Annotated in this window: 22 protein-coding genes and 3 pseudogenes; 2 read left to right on the top strand and 23 right to left on the bottom strand. The window is 35.6% G+C overall.

Annotation, left to right across the window (positions count from 1 at the left end):
• Positions 1-9 precede the first annotated feature (9 nt).
• From BBF96_RS03735 to BBF96_RS17340, 15 genes and pseudogenes are all read right to left on the bottom strand, one after another.
• A complete protein-coding gene (locus BBF96_RS03735; RefSeq protein WP_127015898.1) occupies positions 10-1,035 on the bottom strand; it encodes a type II secretion system minor pseudopilin in 1,026 nt (341 codons plus the stop codon).
• Positions 1,032-1,598 carry a prepilin-type N-terminal cleavage/methylation domain-containing protein gene (locus tag BBF96_RS03730; RefSeq protein ID WP_127015897.1) on the bottom strand — a complete coding sequence of 189 codons (567 nt, stop codon included), beginning with the start codon at positions 1,596-1,598 and terminating at the stop codon, positions 1,032-1,034. Before BBF96_RS03730 ends, BBF96_RS03735 begins: the two co-directional genes overlap by 4 nt.
• Positions 1,591-1,962, bottom strand: coding sequence for a pilus assembly FimT family protein (locus BBF96_RS03725; protein WP_127015896.1), 372 nt, complete (start codon positions 1,960-1,962; stop codon positions 1,591-1,593). The genes BBF96_RS03730 and BBF96_RS03725 overlap by 8 nt, the downstream gene beginning before the upstream one ends.
• Positions 1,959-2,420, bottom strand: a complete 462-nt coding sequence (locus BBF96_RS03720; protein WP_164730886.1) for a type II secretion system protein — start codon at positions 2,418-2,420, stop codon at positions 1,959-1,961. Before BBF96_RS03720 ends, BBF96_RS03725 begins: the two co-directional genes overlap by 4 nt.
• Complete coding sequence (gene gspG, locus BBF96_RS03715) at positions 2,383-2,841, bottom strand: type II secretion system major pseudopilin GspG (RefSeq protein ID WP_127015894.1); 459 nt, start codon at positions 2,839-2,841, stop codon at positions 2,383-2,385. The genes BBF96_RS03720 and gspG overlap by 38 nt, the downstream gene beginning before the upstream one ends.
• Positions 2,842-2,877: 36 nt before the next feature.
• On the bottom strand, positions 2,878-4,083 hold the full coding sequence (locus tag BBF96_RS03710) for a type II secretion system F family protein (protein ID WP_127015893.1): 1,206 nt from the start codon (positions 4,081-4,083) through the stop codon (positions 2,878-2,880).
• A gap of 13 nt (positions 4,084-4,096) precedes the next feature.
• Complete coding sequence (gene gspE / locus BBF96_RS03705; protein WP_127015892.1) at positions 4,097-5,593, bottom strand: type II secretion system ATPase GspE; 1,497 nt, start codon at positions 5,591-5,593, stop codon at positions 4,097-4,099.
• A gap of 148 nt (positions 5,594-5,741) precedes the next feature.
• A complete protein-coding gene (locus tag BBF96_RS03700; RefSeq protein WP_127015891.1) occupies positions 5,742-7,013 on the bottom strand; it encodes a competence/damage-inducible protein A in 1,272 nt (423 codons plus the stop codon).
• Positions 7,014-7,381: 368 nt separating this feature from the next.
• Positions 7,382-8,848 (bottom strand): aminotransferase class I/II-fold pyridoxal phosphate-dependent enzyme, encoded by a 1,467-nt coding sequence (locus BBF96_RS03695; RefSeq protein ID WP_127015890.1) that lies wholly within the window; start codon positions 8,846-8,848, stop codon positions 7,382-7,384.
• A gap of 396 nt (positions 8,849-9,244) precedes the next feature.
• Positions 9,245-10,447, bottom strand: coding sequence for a methionine gamma-lyase (gene megL / locus BBF96_RS03690; RefSeq protein WP_127015889.1), 1,203 nt, complete (start codon positions 10,445-10,447; stop codon positions 9,245-9,247).
• 275 nt (positions 10,448-10,722) lie between these two features.
• Entirely contained in the window at positions 10,723-12,279 is a 1,557-nt protein-coding gene (locus tag BBF96_RS03685; protein WP_205665704.1) for a sigma 54-interacting transcriptional regulator, read from the bottom strand.
• A 326-nt stretch (positions 12,280-12,605) separates the two neighbouring features.
• Positions 12,606-14,229 (bottom strand): annotated as a pseudogene (locus tag BBF96_RS03680) (IS1182 family transposase).
• A 120-nt stretch (positions 14,230-14,349) separates the two neighbouring features.
• A complete protein-coding gene (locus tag BBF96_RS03675) occupies positions 14,350-15,840 on the bottom strand; it encodes an ATP-dependent metallopeptidase FtsH/Yme1/Tma family protein (RefSeq protein WP_127015888.1) in 1,491 nt (496 codons plus the stop codon).
• A complete protein-coding gene (locus BBF96_RS03670) occupies positions 15,834-16,391 on the bottom strand; it encodes a hypothetical protein (protein ID WP_127015887.1) in 558 nt (185 codons plus the stop codon). Before BBF96_RS03670 ends, BBF96_RS03675 begins: the two co-directional genes overlap by 7 nt.
• 280 nt (positions 16,392-16,671) lie before the next feature.
• Complete coding sequence (locus BBF96_RS17340) at positions 16,672-16,935, bottom strand: pre-peptidase C-terminal domain-containing protein (protein ID WP_418655012.1); 264 nt, start codon at positions 16,933-16,935, stop codon at positions 16,672-16,674.
• Between the two features lie 95 nt (positions 16,936-17,030).
• On the opposite strand from BBF96_RS17340, the pseudogene BBF96_RS17620 reads away from it, so the two are divergent.
• Together BBF96_RS17620 and BBF96_RS17320 are read left to right on the top strand one after the other, a co-directional pair.
• A pseudogene (locus tag BBF96_RS17620) lies at positions 17,031-17,611 on the top strand (transposase); the annotation flags it as partial.
• A 168-nt stretch (positions 17,612-17,779) separates the two neighbouring features.
• Complete coding sequence (locus BBF96_RS17320) at positions 17,780-17,992, top strand: integrase core domain-containing protein (RefSeq protein ID WP_127018173.1); 213 nt, start codon at positions 17,780-17,782, stop codon at positions 17,990-17,992.
• A gap of 370 nt (positions 17,993-18,362) precedes the next feature.
• Here the strand turns inward: BBF96_RS17320 and BBF96_RS03645 are convergent, their stop codons facing one another.
• The 8 genes and pseudogenes from BBF96_RS03645 to BBF96_RS03615 all read right to left on the bottom strand — a co-directional run bounded on the left by BBF96_RS03645 (position 18,363) and on the right by BBF96_RS03615 (position 25,109).
• On the bottom strand, positions 18,363-18,815 hold the full coding sequence (locus tag BBF96_RS03645) for a hypothetical protein (protein ID WP_127015885.1): 453 nt from the start codon (positions 18,813-18,815) through the stop codon (positions 18,363-18,365).
• A gap of 294 nt (positions 18,816-19,109) precedes the next feature.
• Positions 19,110-19,559, bottom strand: coding sequence for a phosphatidylglycerophosphatase A family protein (locus BBF96_RS03640; protein ID WP_127015884.1), 450 nt, complete (start codon positions 19,557-19,559; stop codon positions 19,110-19,112).
• On the bottom strand, positions 19,556-20,113 hold the full coding sequence (pgsA, locus tag BBF96_RS03635) for a CDP-diacylglycerol--glycerol-3-phosphate 3-phosphatidyltransferase (RefSeq protein WP_127015883.1): 558 nt from the start codon (positions 20,111-20,113) through the stop codon (positions 19,556-19,558). Before pgsA ends, BBF96_RS03640 begins: the two co-directional genes overlap by 4 nt.
• Complete coding sequence (gene rimO, locus BBF96_RS03630) at positions 20,110-21,438, bottom strand: 30S ribosomal protein S12 methylthiotransferase RimO (protein ID WP_127015882.1); 1,329 nt, start codon at positions 21,436-21,438, stop codon at positions 20,110-20,112. Before rimO ends, pgsA begins: the two co-directional genes overlap by 4 nt.
• 275 nt (positions 21,439-21,713) lie before the next feature.
• Positions 21,714-21,890 (bottom strand): aspartyl-phosphate phosphatase Spo0E family protein, encoded by a 177-nt coding sequence (locus tag BBF96_RS03625; protein ID WP_127015881.1) that lies wholly within the window; start codon positions 21,888-21,890, stop codon positions 21,714-21,716.
• A 1,034-nt stretch (positions 21,891-22,924) separates the two neighbouring features.
• The gene (locus BBF96_RS17315; RefSeq protein WP_236777873.1) at positions 22,925-23,143 is read right to left on the bottom strand and encodes a hypothetical protein; all 219 of its coding nucleotides are present in this window, start codon (positions 23,141-23,143) and stop codon (positions 22,925-22,927) included.
• Positions 23,144-23,254: pseudogene (locus tag BBF96_RS17310) on the bottom strand (group II intron maturase-specific domain-containing protein); the annotation flags it as partial.
• A 1,474-nt stretch (positions 23,255-24,728) separates the two neighbouring features.
• Positions 24,729-25,109, bottom strand: coding sequence for a hypothetical protein (locus BBF96_RS03615; protein ID WP_127015880.1), 381 nt, complete (start codon positions 25,107-25,109; stop codon positions 24,729-24,731).
• Positions 25,110-25,129: the final 20 nt, after the last annotated feature.

The raw sequence follows: 25,129 nt of genomic DNA, 5'->3' as shown, positions 1-25,129 counted from the left end.
ACCTACTTTTTAAGACTCTACCCAGGATAAAATTTTTGTTCTCCACTCTAACACCCGTCCCTGGGCAACTTTTTCAGGAATTCTCTCCACCTCTACCACAATAGTTTTTTGAATTGAAGATGAAGCAGATTTAGCAAAACTTGTGATCCGAAAATACTTAGATGTAACATCAAAATAAGGAAATAATTTTTTAAAGTATTCCTCACCTATTGGTCTTTTCAATATATTCAGATTTTTAATAGTTTCTTTATCCCTTATAGTTGTAATTGTTGTCACCCGATCCTGGGGAATATCAAGACTATCCATCAAAATTACCAGTATCTCTTCATCAACAAGATTAATATTGATATTTCCCTTAACGTCGATTTCATCACGAATTTCTTCTAAAGTAGAAAGATCCAGACTCGGTACTTTTAAGAGAAGATCATCTATTGAAAGCAAAGGTTGGTCAATCTTACTCAATTCCTGAATTACCTGATTCGCAGTCCATTCTGAAATCTTTTTTCTCACCATTATCTCTTTTAATATTTCATAGTCATCTGTATTTAGATTAAACTTACCATAAAATGTTATTTGATCTTCAATGGTCTGAAAATCCTGTTTTCCAAACTCCTCCAACTCCTGCAGTAAATAAAACGGAAACTTCTCCTTCCGCCATCCAGCAAACTCCTTACTGAAATCTACAACTATATGGCTAAGTACAGGTTCACCTATATAGTTAATGTTAAAACGACTACCTATATCTTCAATCACTACTTCAAAAGTTCCCCGGTCTTCAATCTGACCCTTAATCGGTATCAACCAGTGTTCCTGTTTACCATCGGCAAGGGTTTTATCTCCCTTAAGTTCTGCCAATCCTCTGGCAATTCCTGCCTGGGCAATAAATTGAACCTGGTTTTGTTCCATTAAATTCCGGGTCAAAAAACTCTCAAGTTGTATATCCTCAGAAAGAGAAATCATAAGAAAGCTTAAGATAACAATTGTCCAGAGAACCATAATCAAAGCAATACCATCTTCAGATCTCAATGGTTTCATTTTTCACTAATTCCCTTCCGCTCAATATAAATTGGAAAATCAAATCTATATACTTCATCATCCTGGTCCGTAAAAGTAAACTCTATTCTGACCATTAAAGGTACTCTTTTTTTATCATCACTGTGCCAATAGTTATCCCAATAATGATACTCGGGATGATAAAAGTAAAAATTACATCTTTTAATCTGGGTCAACAAAGGTATCCGCTGATCATTTTTAACCATAAATAATGTCTCATCAAGCGGGGAATATTCATAAAGTATCTCATCTACCCTTCCCGAATCAAAATCCCGGGTGAAAAATCGAACCTGATACATATTTCCTATAAAAGGATACCTTTTAGAAGATGATCTAAAAAAAGTGGAACGAAAATCCTTTTCCATTTTATTAATGGCCAACTGCAGGTCAGTATAGCTCCAACGGGAATTATCAATATAATCCCAAAAAGAAAAACCAACATCCATAAGACTATATAAAGTCAGGATAATTATGGACAGGATCGTAACGGCAACAATAATCTCAATAAAGGTAAATCCAGAATATGATCTTAAAATTTTACTCATAGGTTCCACCTTCAATCAGTGTTGTCAATTGATATGATCTTGGACCTTTACGACCCCGCCACTCCACAATGATCATTACCTGCCTTACTCCATCACCCACATCCTGATTCATCGACTTCCAGGTAACCTCCAAGTTTCCCAATTCCTCAGTTCCAGCTGAACTTAAATCAACCTTATGGATTAGCTGATTTAACTTCTCTTTGGCAAAAGAACTGACCAGTTGATATTCCCGCATCTGCTGTACAAGACCACTCATCGATATATAACCTTCTACAATCACAGCAAAGGAGATACCTACAATGGTCACAGCAACCATAATTTCTATAAGGGTAAAACCTGTGTTTTTTGTAAGTACTTCTTTCATAATGTCGGACTCCGTTCCATCTCAATTTTCCCACTGATGGGATTAAATTTATAAATTAGATATTTACCTTCATTGGTTTTAAATGTTAATTCTGGATGTTTTGCAGTACCATCAGGATAAAAGGTCTGAACAATCCGGTCTTTATCATTCAAAAGAATTTTCATCCTTAAATCTTCATATTCTAGAATTTTGCCCCTGTAGTGAAAAATACAGAGGCCATTAGTATAAAAGGTGATATCTACCGGTTCAGCATTAAGGATAGCTTCAGCCCGGGCTTTCTCTAAAAGATGAAATACTTTCTGACCTTCGCGGGTCCTTTCAACAGAAGCAAACATTCGATGAAAGTTGGGAACAACAAGGGTAAACATTAAAGACATAATAACCAACACAAAGATGATCTCTAAAAATGTAAATCCTTTTTTACTCTTCCAGATTAGACCAATTGGTAATATCTGCATCTTCCCCGGTACCACCTTCCTGGCCATCTCTACCTAAAGAGTAAAGATCATAACTATCGGGATTATGTTCACCAGGGTATTTGTAAATATAATCATTCCCCCAGGGATCTTTAGGAATATCCTTTTTAAAATATGGACCATCCCAACCTTTTGGAATAGGTGAAATAGTAGGTTTTTTCACCAGAGCTTGAAGACCCTGCTCAGTTGTAGGATAACGTCCGCAATCCAGGTAATACTGGTCTAATGCCAGTTCTAAATTGTTAATCTGGTTTTGAGCAGTAACCTGTTTGGCTTTTCCAACCCTACCAATAATCTGAGGAACCACCACCGAAGTCAGAAAGCCAATAATAACTACTACAATCATAATTTCAACAAAAGTAAAACCTTTCTGATTTCGTAAACACTGTTGTAATTTTTTCATTTAAACATCCCTTCCTTTCTTTCAATGTAATTATTTTTAAAATGGCATCTGCTGGAGCGAAAATATAGGCAGAAGAATCGAAATTACAACAAAAAGTACAAAAATTCCGAGTATTAAAATAACCATCGGTTCGAATATGGTTAAAAAGGCATCCAGACTCCGCTTAACCTCTTTTGCAAAAGTTTCTGCAATCCGAGTCAACATCCCTTCCAGATTGCCAGTCCGTTCCCCAACACCGATTAGAAATACTGCCAATTCAGGAAAATCCGGTTCATTTTTAAGAAAGCCAGAAAGGGTTTCACCTTTGCGCACAGCTTCATATAGATTATCTAAAATTCTTATAAAAACCTGATTATTAATAGTACTTTTAGCAATCTCCAGACCTTTAAGCAACGGTACACCACTTTCAAGCATGGTTCCTAAAATGCGGCAGAATCGGGAAACGGTTAACTTAATTCTCACCTGACCAAAAAAGGGAATTTTATTTTTGATCACATCTACCTGATATTTACCATCTGGGGTTTGCTTATAGTAAATATAACTTGAAATCACTGCAGCTAATCCGATTAAAATAAATAACCAATAGTTAAGAAAAATGTTACTAATACCGAGTAAAATCCGGGTTGGCAGTGGTAAAGTCTGGCCTAGATCATTAAAAAGATTTACAAACCGCGGTATAACGAAAATAAATAGGACAACCACAGCAATTAAACCCATTGACATAACAATAAAGGGATATACCAGAGCTGATTTAATCGAACCGCGAAATTCTTTATCCTGTTCAATATAATCTGCCAACCTCTGAAAGCAGAGACCTAAAACACCACCACTCTCACCGGCACGAACCATATTGACGTAAGATTCATTAAAAAGATCGGGGTGTTTAGTCAACGCCTGAGAAAGGTCTGCTCCTCCCTGAATATCATCACGAATCTCTTCAATCTTTTTTTTAAATTCCAAATCTCCAGTTAATTGAATTAAAACTCCAAGTGCATCATCTACCTGAATACCAGAGTTTAAGAGATCAGCCAATTGTTGAGTAAATCTCAATAGAAAATTTTGTTTAGAGCCACCTATCCGGCTTTTCCGTCTAAATTTTGGAAGATCCTCACTAATCTCTACAGGGACCAGACCCAGTTCGTTTTTGACCTTTATAGCCGCCTGTTCTACAGACTCTGCTATAATTTTACCCCTCACAACCTGACCCGTACGGTCAACCGCCTGATATCTATATTCAACCATCAAATTCTCACCTCTATACCTGAGTAACCCGTAGAACTTCTTCTATGGTAGTTATTCCCCGTTTTACCTTTCTAAGACCATCTTCCCGTAAAGTAACCATACCCTGCCCACAGGCAACTTTCTTAATTTCATTGGCATTCCGTCTTTGGGTAATCATCTCTTCAATTTCAGGGGTGATATTCATCAATTCATAAATTCCTATCCGTCCCCTATAACCACTATAATTACATTCCTCACAGCCCCTACCACGGTAAAATGTGATGTTAAGATCGTCAGATAATCCAATGGCCTTTATTTCTGCCAGATGGGGCTTATACTCTTCTTTACAATTGGAACAAATTCTCCTTACAAGACGCTGTGCCAGAATACATCTCAAAGTTGAGGCCACAAGGTAATCTTCCACCCCCATATCTATTAAACGGGTAATAGTACTTGCCGAATCATTGGTATGTATAGTAGAAAAGACCAGGTGACCTGTTAAAGCTGCCTGAATTCCCATCCTGGCAGTCTCTAAATCACGCATCTCACCAACCATAATTATATCCGGGTCTTGACGCAAAATAGAACGAAGACCTGTAGCAAAAGTAAAACCAATCTTTTCATTTACCTGCATCTGATTAATTCCCGCCAAATGATATTCTACCGGATCTTCTACAGTTAGAATCTTTTTCTCAGGAACATTCATCCGATTTAAACAGGAATAGAGAGTAGTTGTTTTACCACTGCCTGTAGGACCTGTTACCAGAATAATTCCATTTATAAAGTTGAGATTTTTATAGACCTGTTCTAAAGTATCTGGTTCAAATCCCAGCTCTTCCAGATTTAGCAGAACAGAGCTTTGATCTAATAGACGCATAACCAGACTTTCACCATAAATAGTAGGAACTGTTGATACTCGAATATCAACTTCTCGACCGGCAATTCTAATTCTAATCCGTCCATCCTGGGGCAAACGACGCTCAGCAATATCCAGATTGGCCATGATTTTTATCCGGGTAATGATTGCAGGAAATAGATTTTTAGGAGGTGGAGTCTTTTCATAAAGAATTCCATCAATACGGTAACGAAGTTTGACATGGTCCTCAAAAGGTTCTAAGTGAATATCACTGGCCCTCTCTTTTAAAGCTTCACTAATTATTAAGTTTACCAATCGAATGATAGGAGCTTCCTGGGCCAGATCCTCTAGGTTCTCAATATTTTGACTAAAATAAAGGTCACTTCCTGCATAATCATCCGAGTTGATGCTTTCTAACATCCCCTCGATAGTCTCACCCTCTGAGTCCAGAAATTCCTGAACAAATTTGTCAAGCTCATCAGATTCATAGGTACGAAAAATCAATTTTTGGTTGAAAAAAATTTCTAATTCCTGACGGATTTCTAAAGATAATCCCTCAGGAATGGCAATAACCGGTTTTCCTTCTTCCAACCCCAGAGGGACCACCCTATGTTTTTGTACATAATCCCGAGGTAAACGATAACCTACCTCAGTTATATTTTTTTGAAATACCATCTTAATTCCACCTTTATCCATTTCATATTATTTTTCCTTCGTTTGTTGTAAATTCCATTTATTTTTAGATTCTTCGTAAATGGTTTTTTTCCTGCTTTTTTTACCTAAATTCAAAAAAATTTTATATAATTTTCTAAACAGCGAATAACTATTGAGTATTTTTTGGTTCAACAGAAAATTTATTTATTAGGTATTTCCAGAGATGGTAAAGAGTATATTGAGAAGTAGAATACTTGATCCATTCCCGCTCACCCCAAAAATGGAAATCGTATAAATCAACTCGACCGGATTTATCCGCAATGGCACAGTAAACCAAACCAACAGGTTTTTCAGGAGTACCTCCACCGGGGCCAGCAATTCCGGTAACCGCAACAGCTATATCGGCTCTGGAGTTTTCCAAAACCCCTTCCGCCATAGCTTTTGCCGTTTCTGGACTAACAGCTCCATACCTGACAATCACATCTTCCGGAACTCCTAATTCTTCAATTTTAGCTTCATTACTATATGTGACAAACCCTCGCTCGAAATAATCTGAACTTCCCGGTATATTGGTAATCCTATGACCAATCAATCCACCAGTACAGGATTCAGCAATCGCCAATTTTAAACCATGTTTCTTTAAAATTTTTCCCACAACCAATTCCAGAGTCTCATCATTCTCTCCATAAATATACATACCAAGCCTTTGATATAGCTGATCCACAGTATCTTTCAAAAGAGCTTCTGCCTCTTTTTTACTGGCAGCTTTGGCAGTTACTTTAAGATAAACTTCACTGTTCCCGGCAAGTGGAGCAATCGTAGGGTTAGATTGATTCTGGATTATATCTTTTACCTTCTCTTCCATTGCGGATTCACCGATCCCGCATATTCTAAGCAGCCTGGAAAGAATTATTCCCTTTTCGGGAAGCTCTTTTTTTAAACGCGGCAATACTTCTTCCGTAAAGTTTATCTTCATCTCCCGCGGTACACCCGGGAGAGCCACAAAAATGGTATTATTTACTTTCAAATATAATCCCGGTGCAGTTCCCACTCGATTTTTAATCACTTCTGCTCCTTCTGGCAAATATGCCTGACGCAAATTATTGGGTGTCATCTTGCGCTTAAACTTTTTAAACTTTTCGTTAATTTGATCCGCTAATTCTTGATAAAACCTTAATCTCCGCCCCGTTACCGCACTTACGACTTCCCTTGTTAAATCGTCTTCTGTGGGTCCGAGGCCACCGGTAATAATAACCAGATCAGAACGTTGATAGGCAGTTTTAAAAACCTCTTCCATTCGCCGACGGTTATCACCAACAGTACTAATATAATATAAATCTATCCCCAGATCTTTTAGCTGATTGGCCAACCATGTCGCATTAGTATTGATAATATCCCCTAAAAGGAGTTCTGTTCCTACACAGATAATTTCTGCTTTCATGATTCCACTCTCCTTATGTAAATAGTTCATCTATAAAAGTATTATTCTTTAAAAATCTAATAAAATCCTGTTTTTTGGTTAATTACACTGATAACAAATTTAACAAGTCAATAAAATAAATTGGCCTTCGGCTACAATATTTTTAATGCCAGGAAATTATCCACAGTTGTATAATTTTCCCTGTATTAAAAAAAACGGGCACCATAAAACGGTTACCCATTTTTTCTCATCTTTACTGTTCTGTGATGAAGAAAACGAATATAATCTGCATTGGAATTTACGGTACCCTGGAGGTGTGTATGCTGTTTCTTTAATATTTCTATATAATCTACCACATCTTTGATTATCTGTTCGCCCAGCCATTTCCATTAACTATCATGGCCCAGAACACGGATATAGTTTGCATACGGATCTGCTGTTCCCTGTAACATGGCATGTTGTTCTTTTAAAATCTTTACATAATCCAAAATATCCTGTGTAATCCGCTCACCAGGACAAACAATTGGGATGCCAGGAGGGTAGGCCATTAACATCTCTCCACTGATTTCTCCAACCGCCTTTTCTAACGGTACAGTCTTTTTGGTACCATAGTAAGCTTCCCGTGGACTAACTATCAAATCTGGCATCTCCGGTAATTCAGAAATCTTTTTCGGGTCCTGAATTTCCCGTTCTGAAGCGATAATTTTTAATGCTTCAATCAAACGATCCACAGATTCCTTAGTATCACCAATAGTAATAAGAGCCAGAACTGTGTTCAGTTCTGCCAACTCAAGACCAATACCAAATCTGGTCATCAGCTCTCTCTCTAAAGTAAAACCGGAAATTCCTAACCTACCAGTATAAATACTCAGCTTGGTTTCATCTAAATCATAAATTCCATATTTACCCACAAGAGAATGATCAAAAGCATATATTCCCTCAATCTTGTTAATCTCTTCTCTGGCATAACGGGCCAATTCCAGAGTCTTTTCTAAAAGCTCATCACCATAAAGTGCCAACTGTTTTCTTGCTACATCTAAAGAAGCCATTAATACATAGGATGGACTGGTAGTTCTGGTTAAATTTAAAGTTTGTTTTACATTTTCTTCAGGAATCCGATTACCTCTAAGCAGTAGAACTGAACTCTGGGTCATCGACCCTCCAGTCTTGTGTAAACTGGCAGCACTCATATCTGCTCCTACTTCCATCCCAGTCAATGGAAAATCATCATGAAAACCCATATGAGCTCCATGAGCTTCATCCACTAAAACTACTGCTCCCTTCCGGTGGGCGGTACGGACAATAGTCTTCAAATCAGAAACCATTCCATAATAAGTAGGGTTAATAACAAAAACCGCTTTAGCAAATGGATTTTGTTTGAAAGCTTGTTTAATTGTCGAACTGGAAACCACAGTTGTAATTCCCAATTCGGGATCTATTTCAGGATAAACGTAAACAGGTACAGCACCGGATAAAATCAAACCTCCTATTGTGGACTTATGGGCATTTCGGGGAATAATAATTTCTTCACCAGGTTTGACAGCACTGCGAATCATTGCCTGTACCCCTTCACTGGTCCCATTCACTAAAAAATAAGCATGTTCAGCCCCAAAGGCATCGGCCATAAGTTCCTGCGCTTCCCGAATAATACCAATGGGATTAGCAAGATTATCAGTCTCCGGAAGACTGGGAATATCAATGTTTAAAACCGTTTTACCCAAAAAATCGGTAAACTCTTTTAAACCTCTACCGTGCTTATGGCCAGGTACAAAAAAAGGTATTATATCCTTTTTAATATACTCCTGTAAAAATGAAAAAATAGGTGTTTTACTGTGATCAAAATCCGTTCTTTCCATTATAGCCCTCACTCCTTTAAACCACTATGTTAAAGAGTGTAATTTTATAATTTCATAGAACCTTTTCTTTTACTTTTCCCAATCTCCATCATTGTAAAATCTATTTCTGGAAATGTCAATAGATTAAGAGATTATTTTTTACACAGAAAACCTGTAAAATATTAATTAACAAAAAACCTTTAATGATTATTTAAGAAAGTTTTCCATACAAAAAATAATAGGTAGACAAGTTACAAACTGTCTACCTATTCCAAAAACTTGTTTTATAATCAAACTGCAAAAAGCTAATTTTGAGCACCATAGAAATTTTTCGTTTAACCATACTGAAATCGAACTTTAAATGGTTCGAAAAATTTCTTTTGAAGCGAAAAATTAGCTTTTTGCAGTAAAATCATTTTATTTAATTTTATTTAAAGCCTGATCTAAATCAGCAATAATATCTTCCACATCCTCAATACCAACAGATAACCTGACCAACCCATCGGTGATACCTGCTTTCAATCTTTCTTCCCGCGGCACTATAGAGTGGGTCATAGAGGCCGGATGCTGAATCAATGTATCAACATCCCCTAAACTAACAGCTAATTTACAGAGTTGAACATTATTCATTAATATCTTACCTGCTTCAATACCGCCAATTAGTTCAAAACTCATCATGCCACCAAATCCAGTCATCTGTTTTTTGGCCAGTTCATGCTGCGGATGGCTTTTTAAGCCCGGATAGTAAACCCGTTCCACCTTTGGATGATTTTCAAGGAATTGAGCAATCTCCATAGCATTTGCATTACATTTTTCCATTCTTATGGCTAAAGTTTTCAATCCCCTGATCATCAAATAACACTCAAATGGTCCAATGATTCCACCTATATCTTTAATAGCTGTCATCCGGCAATGATCAATAAATTCCTGGTCACCAATGATAACTCCTGCCACTACATCGCCATGACCATTGATATATTTCGTCGCACTATGTAAAACAATATCCACTCCCATTTCCAAGGGCCGCTGAAAATAAGGTGACATAAAAGTATTATCCATAACTACCTTACAATTATATTTTCTAGCTAGCGCTACCACACCTTCAATATCAGTAAGACTCATAGTCGGATTGGTAGGAGATTCGATATAGATAACTTTTGTATTTTTCCGGATAGCAGCTTCAATATTTTCAAGTTTAGTAGTATCAACAAAGGTTGTATTAACCCCGTATTTCGGTAGCATTTCGGATAAAAAAACATGGGTGCAACCATAAATGGATTCACCAGCGACAATATGATCACCCTGACGCACTAAACTGAAGAAAATTCCAGAAACAGCAGCCATTCCAGAACCGCAAACAATAGCATCATCTCCACCTTCTAAATCAGCAATCTTTATTTCCAGAGCACGCTGGGTAGGATTACCTAAACGGGTATAAATATAACCTTCCTCCTCACCAGCAAAGCGTCTGGCTCCCTGATCCACATCATCGAAAACAAAAGTGGATGTTTGATAAATAGGTGTTGTTAAAGCACCTGTTACAGGACACGGCTCACTTCCAACATGAACAGCCCGGGTTGCAAAGCCCCAGTTCTTATCATGGTGATGCTTTTTCTTCATTAAATTATATCCCCCTATCACAGTCAAAATTTTATGATTTTTTTGATTTCACCATGATAATTATGCAAATTTCATGCCAGATAACCAAGAAAGCCTTAAATTCAATATTGACAGGACTATCAAACGTTCTCATCCTGATTATCCAAAGGGAATTGTAAATTTTTTTTTACAGATAAGAGATTTATTGTCCAAATTATTTAAAGAAAACAGCTTCAGTACAGAATATAATCCTTGTAAAGTTTTTTTTACAGAACGGAAAATTTTTTTTACACTAATTATAGAAGATTATATTTTTTTAACTTGTTTAAAACCGTAGTATGGGAGACTCCTAATACTTTTCCCATCTGTCGTGAACTGTTGTATTCTTTTACCACCTTTTGCAGCAATGAGCGTTCTGCAGCAGCTACAACTTCTTCTAATGCAGTAATCCTGTTTATTTTGACTTCAACTGCTGCATTACTTTTATTTAATTCCGGTTGTTCTGGAAAAAGATCAGACCAGGTTATTCGATTATTATTCGTTAGATAAACAGCCCTTTCTATGGCATTTCTCAGTTCCCTTACATTACCAGGCCAATCATATTCTAAAAGCCCCTTCATTGCCTTATCTTCAATTTTTAGATCGGATTTACCCACTTCCCTTGAAAAAAGCTGTAAAAAATAATCGATTAGGAGAGGAATATCTTCCCGCCGCTGACGAAGGGGTGGAATATTAATGGGAATTACATTTAACCTATAATAGAGATCTTCTCTAAATTCCTTATGCTGAACCATCTTTTCTAAATTTTTATTAGTAGCAGAGATAATTCTAACATCCACCGTCTGTTCCTTCGAGCTTCCCAATCTCCGTACCTTTCCTTCCTGAAGCACACGGAGAAGTTTTACCTGCAAATGGGTTGGTAATTCCCCAATCTCATCTAAAAAAAGTGTTCCGCCCTGGGCCAATTCAAATAACCCCTGTTTACCACCTTTTCTTGCACCTGTAAATGTTCCTTCTTCATATCCAAAAAGCTCACTCTCAAGTAAAGAGTCAGGTAGGGCACCACAGTTAATGGGGATAAAGGGCTTATCTCTACGCATACTGGACATATGGATGGCCCTGGCAAAAAGTTCTTTGCCGGTACCGCTCTCACCACGGATTAAAATAGTTGAATTACTTCGCGCCGCTTTTTCAGCCAATTTGACTACCTGCTGCATAGCCTGACTTTGATAGATAATATCATCAAAAGTAATCATAGATGGTTGGGTCATTTTATAAATCAACTGCCGGACCTGGTGAATATCTTTCATTACTGCGACTGCACCAATCACATTACCGTGTTCATCCCGAATAGGGCGACCACTGGTCAAATAGTGGGATCTCCCCTCTGGAGTATCAATCATCATCTCTTTATTATCATAACTTTTACCCTCTCGAAGACAGGAAATAATGGGTACTTCTTCTCCTAAAAATTCCTGAATCGGCTGATTCAATAATTTTTCTTGAGGGCAGTGAAAAATTTTCTCAGAAGCTGGATTTAAAGTGGTAATTCTTCCTTCTCTATTGATAGCAATAATCCCTTCACTTATAGAATCGAGTACAGTACGCAACTGCTGTTCTCGCTCTTCTTGAGGCATCACTTCCACAGATTCAATATTGTAAACCTCCGGTATCTTAAATAATTTTTGTTTTAATTTTTTAACAGTAGTCTGATTTAGCCGTTCTATCTTTAAGTGAATCTGTTCCGGTATTACTTCCATAGAAATTATACTGATATTCTCTTCTGCAAAAACTCGTAATACATCATAAACCATCCCAACCCTATTTCCAGTGGTTATTTTCCATCTTATCATTCTGATTTGCCTTTCCCCTCCTACCCCAGCTTTTTATGAGTTTTCTTCTTTTAAATATTTCGGGATTTAATGAGATCTCCCTTTAAGTCAAAAAGAAATATTATGATTAAACTATAAAAAAGTTAATTTTGAGCTCCATAGAAATTTTTCGTTTTGCCTTTTTGTAAGATTGAAAAGAATGTCCTCATCACAGGAAGTGATGAATAAATAAAGGGGCTGTCCCAAAAGTAATTAATTACTTTTGGGCATGGCCCCTTTTTTCATTGTTCATTTCAAATTCATTGAAAATTCTTCTGTTAAGAAAATAAAAACCCATACCTGACATTCTATACTGTTGCCAGTTTAGCCAGGTTATGGGCTATACACAGTAAACCCCATTCAATTTTTACTTTCTCAAGGCCACGAAGCAGAAATCTCCGGAATGACCAATTACCTTTGATCCTTCCAAAGACAGATTCCGCTTCTATTGCTCTTTGAGAACGGAGTTTCATACCTTTATCGGAACAAAGGTTTTCCTTTACCTTTTGCTTATATTCACGTAATTTAAAATTTATTCTTATTACTCGATCACCTTTGGCCTTGGTACAATTTTCTTTTAACTCACACTCATCACAATTTTCGCATTTGTAATATCTAATTTGTTTAGTATATCCATTTTCAGTCTTAATTTCTTTTGTCTTACAGTAAATGAGTCTTCTTTGAACAGGACAAATAAACTCGTCGTTTTCTTTATCATACGGCCAGTTTTCTACTTTAAATATATCATTTTTAAACTTCTTCTTTTGTTCTTTATGAAAAGTATTATACTTAACATAAATATTAGTATTAGCTTTCTCTAAGTAATCATAATTTTCCTCACTACCATAACCTGAATCAGCTATCACATTCTCCGGAATCTTACCTGTAACTTCTTTTACTTTTTCTAAATGAGGTATTAAGCATCTTGAATCTGCCGGCCTTTGATGAATACTATAACCAACTACAAACTGATTCTCTGTACCTATCTGAACATTATATGCGGGCTTCAATTGCCCATTTTTCATGTGGTCTTCTTTCATTCTCATAAAAGTTGCATCAGTATCTGTTTTAGAATAACTGTTTCGTCCATTTAAAATCTCTTCCTGTTGCTCATATTTTTTCATTCTGGGAAGACATTTAGTCTTGAGCTCTTTAATTGTTTTCTTTAACTTCTTGTTTTTGGAGTTCTTTTCTAGACGTTCTTCAAGTTCCTTAATTTTTTCTTCGAGTTTCTTTGAATCTATTTCTTTTCCTTCACCCATCTCCTCCAGGTCATTATCCCCATACAATCTATTCTCTTCTTCGTTGGTTTTCTCAATCTCTTTTAAAAGTTCATTAATTTTTGCCCTAAGCCTTGCTTTGTACTTCTTCGTTGGTTTTCTCAATCTCTTTTAAAAGTTCATTAATTTTTGCCCTAAGCCTTGCTTTGTACTTCTTTGTCGCTTTTCCCCAGACAAAGCTATATTTGTTTGCATTAGCTTCTATTTTTGTACCATCTAAAAAGTAATTCTCTAACTTTACATATCCTTCTTCTATAAGAAGTTCCAATACTGATGCAAATACCTCATCAATAACATCTTTCATGATCTCTGATCTGAATCGGTTTATCGTCCGAAAATCAGGTTTATTGTTACCACTAAGCCACATAAAATAAATATTTTCCCGAAGTGCCTTGGCAATTCGTCTTGATGAATATATTCTCTGAGTATAGGCATATACTATAACCTTAAGCATCATTTTCGGATGGTAGCTGCTTCTACCCCCACCTTTATATTTTTCAAGCAGGGGTTCAATATTCATCCTTTCTATAGCTGAATTTACCACCCTTACTAAATGATTCTCAGGAATAAACACATCAAAACTCAAAGGCAACATTGTCTGATTCATATTATATTCAATAAATGTCTTTTTATTATGGTTTTTCCTCTTCATATTTATATTTTACCATAAAAAAAGGTGTTGTCTTTATAAAAATTTCTGACAACACCTTTCTTTTAATATTTACTTTTGGGGGTTATAAAGGGACTTTTGGGACAGCCCCTCTAATTTATCTTAAGCCACCTCTTTTAACATTTTCCTCAATTTATCACCGGTAAAACTCTCTTCTTTAAGAAGTTTTTCGGTAATGGTCAGGATAATATCTTTATTTTCGATCAAATATTTTTTAACCCGTTCTTCCTGTTCCTTAAGAATCCGGGACATTTCTTCATGTTTTAAATTTACTGGCAAATCTTTTTCAGTTACAACACCCAATGATGTCATACCAGAGAAAATAATCTTCTTTGCCAGATCTGCTGCCTTTTGAAAGTCATTCTGAGCACCGGTACTGCGGTTACCCAAAATCAACTCTTCTGCTGCTGCACCAGCAATGCAAACGGCTATCTGATCTTCCAGATAATCCTGGGTATAAAGATAGAAATCATCTTGTGGATTATGACGAACATAACCCAAAGCCTGTCCTCTGGAAGTAATGGTAATGTTTGAAACTGAACCCGGGCGAACCAGTTCACTTACCAAAGCATGACCAGTTTCATGAACAGCAATACGCCTCAATTCCTCTTTTTGAGGTTTACGGTTCAGCTTCTCACCCATCATTACCTTATCTATGGCTTCTAAAAAGTGTTTTTGACTAATCCTGGTTTGATTCTCTCTCCAGGCCAGGATAGCAGCCTCATTTGTCAGGCTCTCCAGATGAGCACCGGAAAAACCAAAAGTTTCCCGGGCAATCTGTTCTAAGTTAACATCATCAGCCAGAGGTTTATTAGCAGTATGAATTTTTAAGATATGAAGTCTACCTTCTTTATCAGGTAAATCCACCTTTACAACCCGGTCAAAGCGACCCGGGCGAAGAATAGCTGGATCCAGAATATCAATTCGGTTTGTGGCGCCTATAACCAAAATTCTCACTTCATCATCAATAGAAAGTCCGTCCATTTCAACTAAGAGTTGATTTAAAGTCTGGTCATATTCCATATGACCTGAGTGACTACCACGTTTTCCACCCAATACCTCAATTTCATCAATAAAGATAATAGCATTATTTACATTAGTTCTTCGGGCTATTTCACGTGCTCTACTAAACAACTGCCTTACCCTTTTAGCACCTACACCAGCATACATTTCGATAAATTCACTACCTGAAGCACTTATAAATACAGAACCTGTTAAATTAGCAGCAGCTTTAGCCATTAAAGTTTTACCCGTGCCTGGAGGCCCAGTTAACAGAATTCCTTTAAGCGGGCGAATTCCCAGGCGTTTAATTTTTTCTGCATCTTTGATGAAATCCAGAGCTTCCATAAGTTCTTTTTTTGCAGTTTCCTGTCCACCAATGTCATTAAAGGTGACTTTAGGAATGGAAGTATAGGATTTTTTTGCTTTAATGTTACCAAACTTATCCGACATACCTCCACTTCTTGCTTCCATTAAGTTTAGTAGAATATATGACATTCCTACAAAAAAAAGAAATGGAAAAATATTAATACCTTGAATACCTAAAAAAATTAGAACTGCCAATCCCAGACCAATTCCAATCTCCTTTACCATTGGGATTCACCCCTTTCTTCCTTCATATATGCCAGCCCTTCAGCTTTGCGAGGCACTACCTTACAAAATACTTCACCATTCTTAATCATTTTTACATATACAAAGTTGTTATCAACCTGAACATCCAGATCCTGAAGCTGAGCTTCTAATCCAATAGCCTCAAGCTGAGCAGCCATCCAGGTAAATTTTCCACTGGCAATCCCCTCATAAATTACAAAATGCATTCTCTTATAAAGTTCTTTCATATCTTGAGAAACCTGATTCTCAATCTTTATCTCAATCCGCCCACTTAACATCTCCTGTGCAAGCCTGTTCACTTCCAGAAATGCATCTTTCAATTCTACATCAGACCTCATTATCAAATATACTTGTTTTCCATTTTCTGTCTCAATTAATTTTACATCTTCAATTCCGTCAATAGAGAGGACCTTTTTTTTAAAGGGCTCTTCCAAAAATTTTGTTTGCACCATATATTGAGTACCAAAAATTACAACAAGTCCTATTATCAATGCAATAAGAACAACCACCGGACGAATTCCTTTAAGGAACACTTTCAGGTCCTCCTTTCAATAATAAACTGTATTTACATTTACTGTATTCGATAATACAAAAAGAAAAGAGCAATTGATGCTCTTTTATACCCAGTCCTCTCATCGGAATCTATTATAGCATGGCTTTTGAAAGAAATCCAGCCAATTCATTATGTAAATTATGGAATTTAACGATCTCAAAATAATCCTAACTAACCCAATAAAAAAGGACCCCTACACTAGAGGCCCTTTTTCTATAGAAACCTGAATCCTAAAACCGGATTCAGGTATTTTTATTCTATTAATTGCTTACATCTAATACGTAATCGACATCACCACTATAAGAGTAAACCTTGATGGTATAAGTACCGGTCACTGTTAGGAAAAATTTAATATCTTCCTGACACTCAGTTCCTTCAGAAGATGCAACTAAGTTTCCACTTGGATCATACAGGAACAGATTAAAATCTGGAGCTGCTCTTACTGGAGTTACCTTACACCAATCGGAAATTATCAGGTTTACACCAATTAAGTAATCCAAAGTATCAACATAGATGGTGTACAGATCATAATCCCCACTATCAATCAGAGAATCAGTCCATGCTTGATGATCTGGTTGAGTAATACCGATACCGGGAAGGTTAGCTACAACTTTAACTGCGTAAATTAACAGTATGTCTTCAGCAAGATTATTACCTTCAAATCAATCATAAGAAAGTTTACAGACTTTGCAAGGAACTAAATATCTTAAAACCACAGCGTAAAGTTAAAAAGAAATACCCTCGAAGATTAACAAAAAGGGATAAGATAGATTCATCAAATCAACTCTAGGAAATAGATATAAAATATAGCTACATACATGGTACTGAGCAATTTTTCTTTCCATTATCACTGATAGATGTTTTTGATCGTCAAGTAATCGATTATCATTTAGGATTACTATGTACTGCTAAAAATGCCTGTAGAGTTCTTAAGAACTCGTTGAGAATAAGACAGTTAATTAAAGGGATAAAGATACCAAAAATAAGAACAGATAACGGTCCCCAGTTTATTTCTAATGAATTTGAAAACATATATAAGGTATTAACATGGAACATCAAAGAATTCCTGTAAAAACACCAAATATGAATGCCCATATAGAATCATTTCATTCGATACTTGAAGAAAAATGTTATAGTCGTAATAAGTTTAACAGTTTTATGGAAGTATATGATATTGTAAGTGATTATATGAAGTATTATATCTCTCACCTTACCGTAATTCTAAACAAGCCTTTATCCTTCTTCATGATGCTAAAAAGTATCATGGAAAACCAAATTCCATTGTTTCTGACAGATTAGCCGCTTATCGTGTACCAATCAAATCAATCTTTGATGGCTCAAAACATATTCAAGTAAAGTCTTTTTAATATAATTGAATCTTTCTTTGGAACTTTTAAAGATTGGTATAAGCAACGTAAAGGTTTTAATAACTTTGTTTCCGCTAATCAGCTTATCTTTATGTTTATTTATTTTTATAATTATGTTAGGCCTAACTCTGCACCAAATAACCTAACCCCAGCTCAAGTTGCTGGATGTAACTATTCTGACAAACAACGAAAACCCTGGCTGCTAGCTGCTTAAAGTAAAAAATTGAATATTGAGGAAACACTACGATTTTTAAAGCTCATCTTTCATATTTACTTAACAGGTTCTATTCTTTCAGAAAGATAAAATGTACTTTGTTTATTCCATTTAATATAATTTAAGCTTTATTTTGGTATAGTCACTTTACCTTTATTATAACTTTATTCAACATACTTGTCAAGAAATTTTTTGCAAAAATTCTATCTTAGAGTCGAAATAAGTTTTACTATAAATAATATTTAATTTTTTCAATTATAATATTTTATAGGAAAATTTGTTGATACAAGACTGAATGTTATCCATAACTGTACAATTCCCCTGGCATTAAAAAGGCCAGATGGTTTCTCACCCATCCGGCCTTTTATTCTTAAGTTGTTAATTTAAGAAGTACAAGACGCGCTATCAATTCCTGTTCCAGATTTAATAAATCTGTATTGAAATCCAAATGATAGTCTTTTTCCTTAAAAAACTCCCGCTCCATTCCTCTCAATTCATCCAATCTGAGATAAATCTGCCAAGCTTGATCAGAAATTAGACCTTTTAACTCTTGAGAAAGCTGGTTGACCCTCAAATTAAGAAAGCTTTCTAGATATAATATTTGTAAATATCTGACCCGTTGAATCAAATTAACCAGTGACTGACGTTCTCTATAAGAAATTCGGGATTGAAGTAATTCGTTGGCCCAATATCCGATTTCCACAAGTTCATTGACCATTTCTTCTTCTATTTCATACTTTAGCAACCTTTCCTCAAGCCTATCTAACATTTCCTCCATCTCAACAATCTGTTGATGATTAACACTAAGCAGATTTTGAGCCATCTCAAAAAACCTCCTTTAAATTTATAATAAGGTACTGCAAAGGTAGGCTAATTATTGCAATGGCTCTAACATACTTCCTGGCTATCTATGTTGCCTAAAGACAAAATATTAAATATTTATTTCCTAAATTTATTTTATACCATCATTTTTAATCGAACAAGTGTTCTGTTTTTGATTATCAGAAATTACGACATACTATCTACACCGAACTCAATATTTTTAACTATACCTCATTTTTTCTATTTTAACTCCGATTTGCCTTTTATCTACCCGTAAAAAATAAAAGTACCGGTCTTAAAAAACCGGTACTAATAACAGCAAATTTTTAATTAGAATTAAAATAACCCAGCTCATTCCACCAGCCAGTATATCATCCAACATAACTCCAAGCCCACCGTGAAACTTTTGCAATTGACGAACAGGGGGTGGCTTTAAAATATCAAAGATTCTAAATAAAATAAAACCAGCAATGAGATAATAACCAGTGAAGCCGGCAACTGCAATCCATTGACCTACCATCTCATCAAAGACAATCCGGCTATCATCTTTGCATCCTAGCTCCCTTTCAGTCAATTCACAAATCAGTACACCTGCAATGATACTAATTAAAAGAAAGTAAGAAGCATGCACAATTTTTATATTGGCCGCAATTACCAGAGCCAGTAATGAACCAACCGTCCCCGGAGCTTTTGGGCTTAAACCAGTTCCGAGACCCAGTCCCAACCATTTTACCAAAGTTTTCAATGTTTTTCACTCCTCAAAATATGCCAACCTTTAATCATATAATCTAACCCTGAAATAATGGTAATAAAAGTAGCAATCCAGATTAAAATTTCATGAGCATCAAATGGAATCTTAAAGATACTGATATCAATCATAACAGCTAAGATAGCAATAATTTGAGAAATGGTTTTCATTTTTCCCCAAATACTGGCAGCAATAACAACACCTTCCGCTGAAGCAATGGCTCGCAAACCGGTCACGGCAAATTCCCGGGTGATGATAATAAATGCCGGCCAGGCGCTGACCTCACCCAGACTAACCAGCGCAATAAGAGCTCCAGAAATGAGCATCTTATCAGCCAGTGGATCAATCAATTTACCTAATTTAGTAATCAAACCATGCTTTCGAGCAATATAACCATCCAGACTATCAGTTAAAGCAGCTATAACAAAAATAAAGATAGCAATATATTTAGCATATTCACCATAAGGCATATTAAATTTAACCAGCAAAAAAATCAAAAATAGCGGTACTAAAATAATCCGTAACAATGATAATTTGTTTGGTAAATTCATTTAATCTCCTCTCCCACCAGATCATATTCTAGCGCATCCACAATCTTTGCCATTATAAAATCTCCAACCTGTGCGTGACAGTTATAAACATAGACAAGATTATCGATTTCGGGAGCATCCCATTGGGTACGTCCAATGACTATCCCCTCTTCTTCAGAATATACCTCTTCAACCAATACTTCTACCTCTTTATCAATCATTACTTCATTCTTTTCTAGAGCAATCTCACGCTGGATAGCCATAATTTTATTCCAGCGTTCTTTTTTTATCTCTTCAGGTAGATGACCCTTCATCCGGTCAGCAGGGGTATTCTCTTCCCGAGAATAGGTAAATACCCCCAAACGATCAAAGCGTATTCTCCGGACAAAATCAACCAACTGCTGGAAATCCTCTTCTGTTTCACCAGGAAATCCCACAATCAGTGATGTTCGAAGTACCACATCGGGAATTCGTTCTCTAATCTTTTTGATTAACGCTTCTACTTCTTTTTGTCGGGTTGGTCGATTCATTAATTTTAAAATACGATCAGAAGCATGCTGAATCGGTAAATCAAGATATTTACAAATTTTTTCTTCTTGTGCAATAATCTCAATTACTTCATCAGTTAAATAATCCGGATAAGAGTACATAATCCGGATCCAATGGATACCATCTATCTCTACCAGTTTCCTGAGTAAAGCAGCTAACATTGGTTGTCCATAACGTTCAATCCCGTAAACTGTTGTATCCTGAGCAACTAAGATAATCTCTTTTACACCCCGAGATACAAGCTCTTTTACTTCTTCTAAAATATCTTCTATAGAACGACTTTTAAGTGGTCCACGTAAAGTGGGAATAATACAATAGCTACAGCGATTATTACAACCCTCGGCAATCTTTACATATGCAGTATAACCTGGGGTTGTAATTATCCTGGGTAGATCTTTACGATATTCAAACTTTGGACGGATAATACCACCCAGATCTTGCCCCTTAAGCCCTTCCTCAATAACCTCTACAATCCGATCAAAATTACCAGTCCCTAAAATTGTATCAATTTCAGGAATTTCTTTTTTGAGTTCGTCATAATACCTTTGTGCAAGGCAACCTGTAACCACCAGGTATTTAAGCCGGCCAGAATCTTTTAATTGGCTCAACTCTAGAATAGTATCTATAGATTCCTGTTTGGCACTTTCAATAAAACCACATGTATTGACTATTACTACATCAGCTTCTTCTAGATTATCAACAATGTTAAATTTAGCTTGATCCAATAAACCAAGCATAATTTCCGAATCTACCTGATTTTTTGGACAGCCTAATGTTACTAACCCTACTGAAATCATACTATAACGACTCCTTTTAGCAAAATATATCTCAATTTTATTCTGTCGATTCATTCATCTCTTAATACAACTTCCCTATCCAACGATAAATTCAACATTATTAGTCAAAATCCTCTTTTAAAATTAAGATTTTTTCCTCCTGCAATATAGAAAAATAATGGCAGTAGCCATAAAATAGATCTAAATTTTCACATATAGGTAAAGCAATCTTTTTAAAGATTTTTACTTAAACGTCCTGATTAATCTAAAAACTGTTTCAAAAAATCAGGCATAAATCAGGATTCATGTTCAGTACTTAAATTAGAATTGTTTAAATTCTTTTGGAATTGAACAATTAATTTATCTAATTGTTGACTCAAGCTAAGTGCTTCAGTAAAATCTCCTTCATTGAATGCATTCATCATCTTCTCTCTTAAAACTTCTATTGAAAATAAAATTTTGTCTAAACACATGGAATATCCTCCGTCTTTAAAATATTTAATAATAATTTTTATTATTGTATCATTTTATCACTTATACCGTCAAGATTTTTCTATAATATAGTTAAAATTAACTTAATAAATGTTACTACAAAACTTTATAACAGAACTTTATAATATATCTTTATAAACATTTGACTATTTAAATAATAATATGATGATTACTGCAAAAAGCCAATTTTCATCCTAGTGAAATTGAAGAAGAAATAAGATCTCATCATAGAAGATAATGATTTGAAAAATTTCTTTTGAAATAAAAAATTAGCTTTTTATAGTAAAATCATATGCTTATTTATTCTGAAAGGGCAGTATTTAGATGTAAAAAGGGACCCAAATTAGGGCCCCTATTATCCATAAAATAGTTTAGAAAAACTTTATTTCACATGCATAAAATTCTTCTACCATGTTACCATAAATATGAGGTTTACAGTGGTTAAAGGAAGTGGATTCCAAAGCAGTTGAAAGATTACTATAGGCTCCTTAGACTTTGCAATAACCGGAGCAAAGATCACTGTAGACCTCCTTATTAATAAAAGCAGATTGTGCTGACTGGCATAATCTGTTTTTATTATTTCATAAGATAGAAAAGCCTAAATCCCAATTCGATCCTAAAAAAGCAATAACAAAACATGGCATTTTTATAAAAGTGCCATGATTCTTGTCATATCAACAGGGTGCGAAGAGGGAGATTCAAACTCCCACGCCCTAAGGCACTAGATCCTAAGTCAAGCAGAGTATATTCCGACTAGTATTATCTGGTTCTGTTAAATGTTGATATATCGCCATTTTCCCCGCCTTTTGTTCCGTCTAGACCCATCTACTTCTGTTAAGTTTTATTTATTTTGCCCCCAATTTGTCCCCAATTGGTGGCTTATTTCTTTAAAATAATTTCTGGTAAGACTTTCTTAATCGAGTAGGGTAACGCCGAGGTGATCAGCTTCGGCGTTATCCCTATCACAGAACCGTACGTACGGGCCTTATATACGGCTCCTGATAAACCTCAGTCACTACTCATAGTAGTGATGCAAAACACCAACTTCATATCTCTGTAAATTTACTAGTCCAATCTCATCAAACCATCTATTAGACAGTGCCATATTGATTAATGGACTGGCAGAGTTCTTCCATCTCGTTATCGAGATCTTTTTAAAATCTCCTTGATAGCCCATTCTTCTTAATTGTTTACGCAATACTTTCCAGATCTTCCATTCTTTTATATTCTTCATCCTCAGTCTTCGCCTTATCCATTCCATTAACCAGGCAAGGACTGCCTTACAATTTACTATCCTGAAATAGTTCGCCCATCATTTGATAATTGGATTTATCTCTCTAATTATCGTCTCCAGATTCTTTCCATGATTCCTTGGAGTAAGTCGCTTAATTTTCTCTTTAAACTTCTCTTAATCTTTTTAGAATGAATTGTGACAAATTTAGAGTATATAACAAAACCCAGATATGAAACCCCCTTATATACATTAGTTAGATGTGTTTTCTCCTTATTTACTACTAACTTAAGCTTTTTCTTCAGTATCTCATAAGTTATCTTTTGGTACCTTTTAGCTTCCTGATAATTTCGTGCTCGTTTTAGATTCCATATTTAATATACTTTGTCTATTATTAGACTGCACCATTTCTTCATCATTTCACCTTCTTTCACTATACTGCCTGAAGTCTCTCACTTCTTTGCAGTAGTTTCTTCCTGCCATTCTTATAACGTCTCTAGCTTAAAAGCAATCTTACTATAATTTCTGGCAGTACTCTACTTTGCAGACGTTAAAACCAGTAAGCTCATCACTCCCAGTTCTAACGTTCCCTTTGGCATCTCAGCCTCAGTTATCTTCATGCCCACAGCTAGATTCTTTGTCTCGCACACTTCGGTTTATCTTCGTCCCTTCGTAGACTATAGAAGCATTTGACTTTCTATGTCCCACTGCAACCCAGTGCAATGTCCTCTCAGTTTTATCTTCCAGTCTGTTACCAGCTTTCATAAGCTGAAAGTTTATAACTACTACGAACTCAGCTACCGCCCAACACCATATTTTCTCTCCCTCGTTTCTCCATTTGTTTGAGCTTACCTATCTATCAAGCTGATATTGGACTTCCCCGTTTAAGCCTGCCTGAATTTGAATCCATCTGTCCTAACTTCTCAGGTTATCTAGCTTTCAAGCTTTCCCACATTATGCAAGGTTACCCACCTGAAAAGCTAACCCCGGTTCGCTTTCGCTATGTTCCAAGTTCTCCTTCAGCTTCTTTCAAACCCCACCGTTAGTGACGCCTTTGCCTAAGGATTGTATTCACGCTGGTTAGGCAACAGGGCTTCTTTCGGCCCATCGGCTCAGTATGCCGGGCGAACACAAAAAAACAGACCTTTTAAAGGCCAGTTTTGAATTATTGTAATATTTTAAATGCAGTACCATTATAGATATAAATTCGGACATCTTTTAAACTAAGATCATATCTTTTTCTCTTATCAAGTAATCTTTTAGCAACTCGTTGTAAATAAATTCATAAATCTGATAGTTTGCCATGGTATCAAATCGTGCCTGTTTTTGTCCTTTTACTGGCATAATAGAAAACAACCTTATAATATTTTCATCAGATATTATTTTGTCTGGTGTTATTAAGACAGCTTTAAATTTCGACTTTGAGAATTTTCCCATTTTCCGATTACATAAAGTATTCTACATCTAGATTTAACTGAACTAAATACTTATCATTATCAATATCCAAGATTTTGTAAAAAGCTTCTTTTGTTTTATTATCTATCGGTAAATCTGTTATTTTATCAATTATTTCAGTACGATCCTGTTCTTATATTGTAAAATAAAGCCTTTCTATAGATTCAACAGGCTCTTTATGTTTTTCATTGGTAATATAATTATTGAACTCAAAATCTCTAAAAAAGTTATGTTCTTTGTCAATCATATTGTAAACTTGATTAAAATTGATTGAATATATTTTTCCATCATCTAATTTTAAATAATATTCTTGTTCATCTTTGGTATAATATTCAATATTATACTTATCTAATATCCACATAAGTATCTCACGCAACGCTTCAATATTGTAGTAATATTCATTGTTAACCGTTTTTGTTTCTTCTTTGTTTTCTTCAAAAATTACTTTAACCCCTTCATCGATTTCTTTTTTAACAACTGGTATATCAAACTCATCTATTGATTTTGCAGACATATACTGCTTCGCATCTGTTC

The organism is Anoxybacter fermentans (genome assembly GCF_003991135.1).
GTDB lineage: Bacteria > Bacillota > Halanaerobiia > DY22613 > DY22613 > Anoxybacter > Anoxybacter fermentans.
This window is presented reverse-complemented; position numbering and strand designations above follow the sequence as displayed.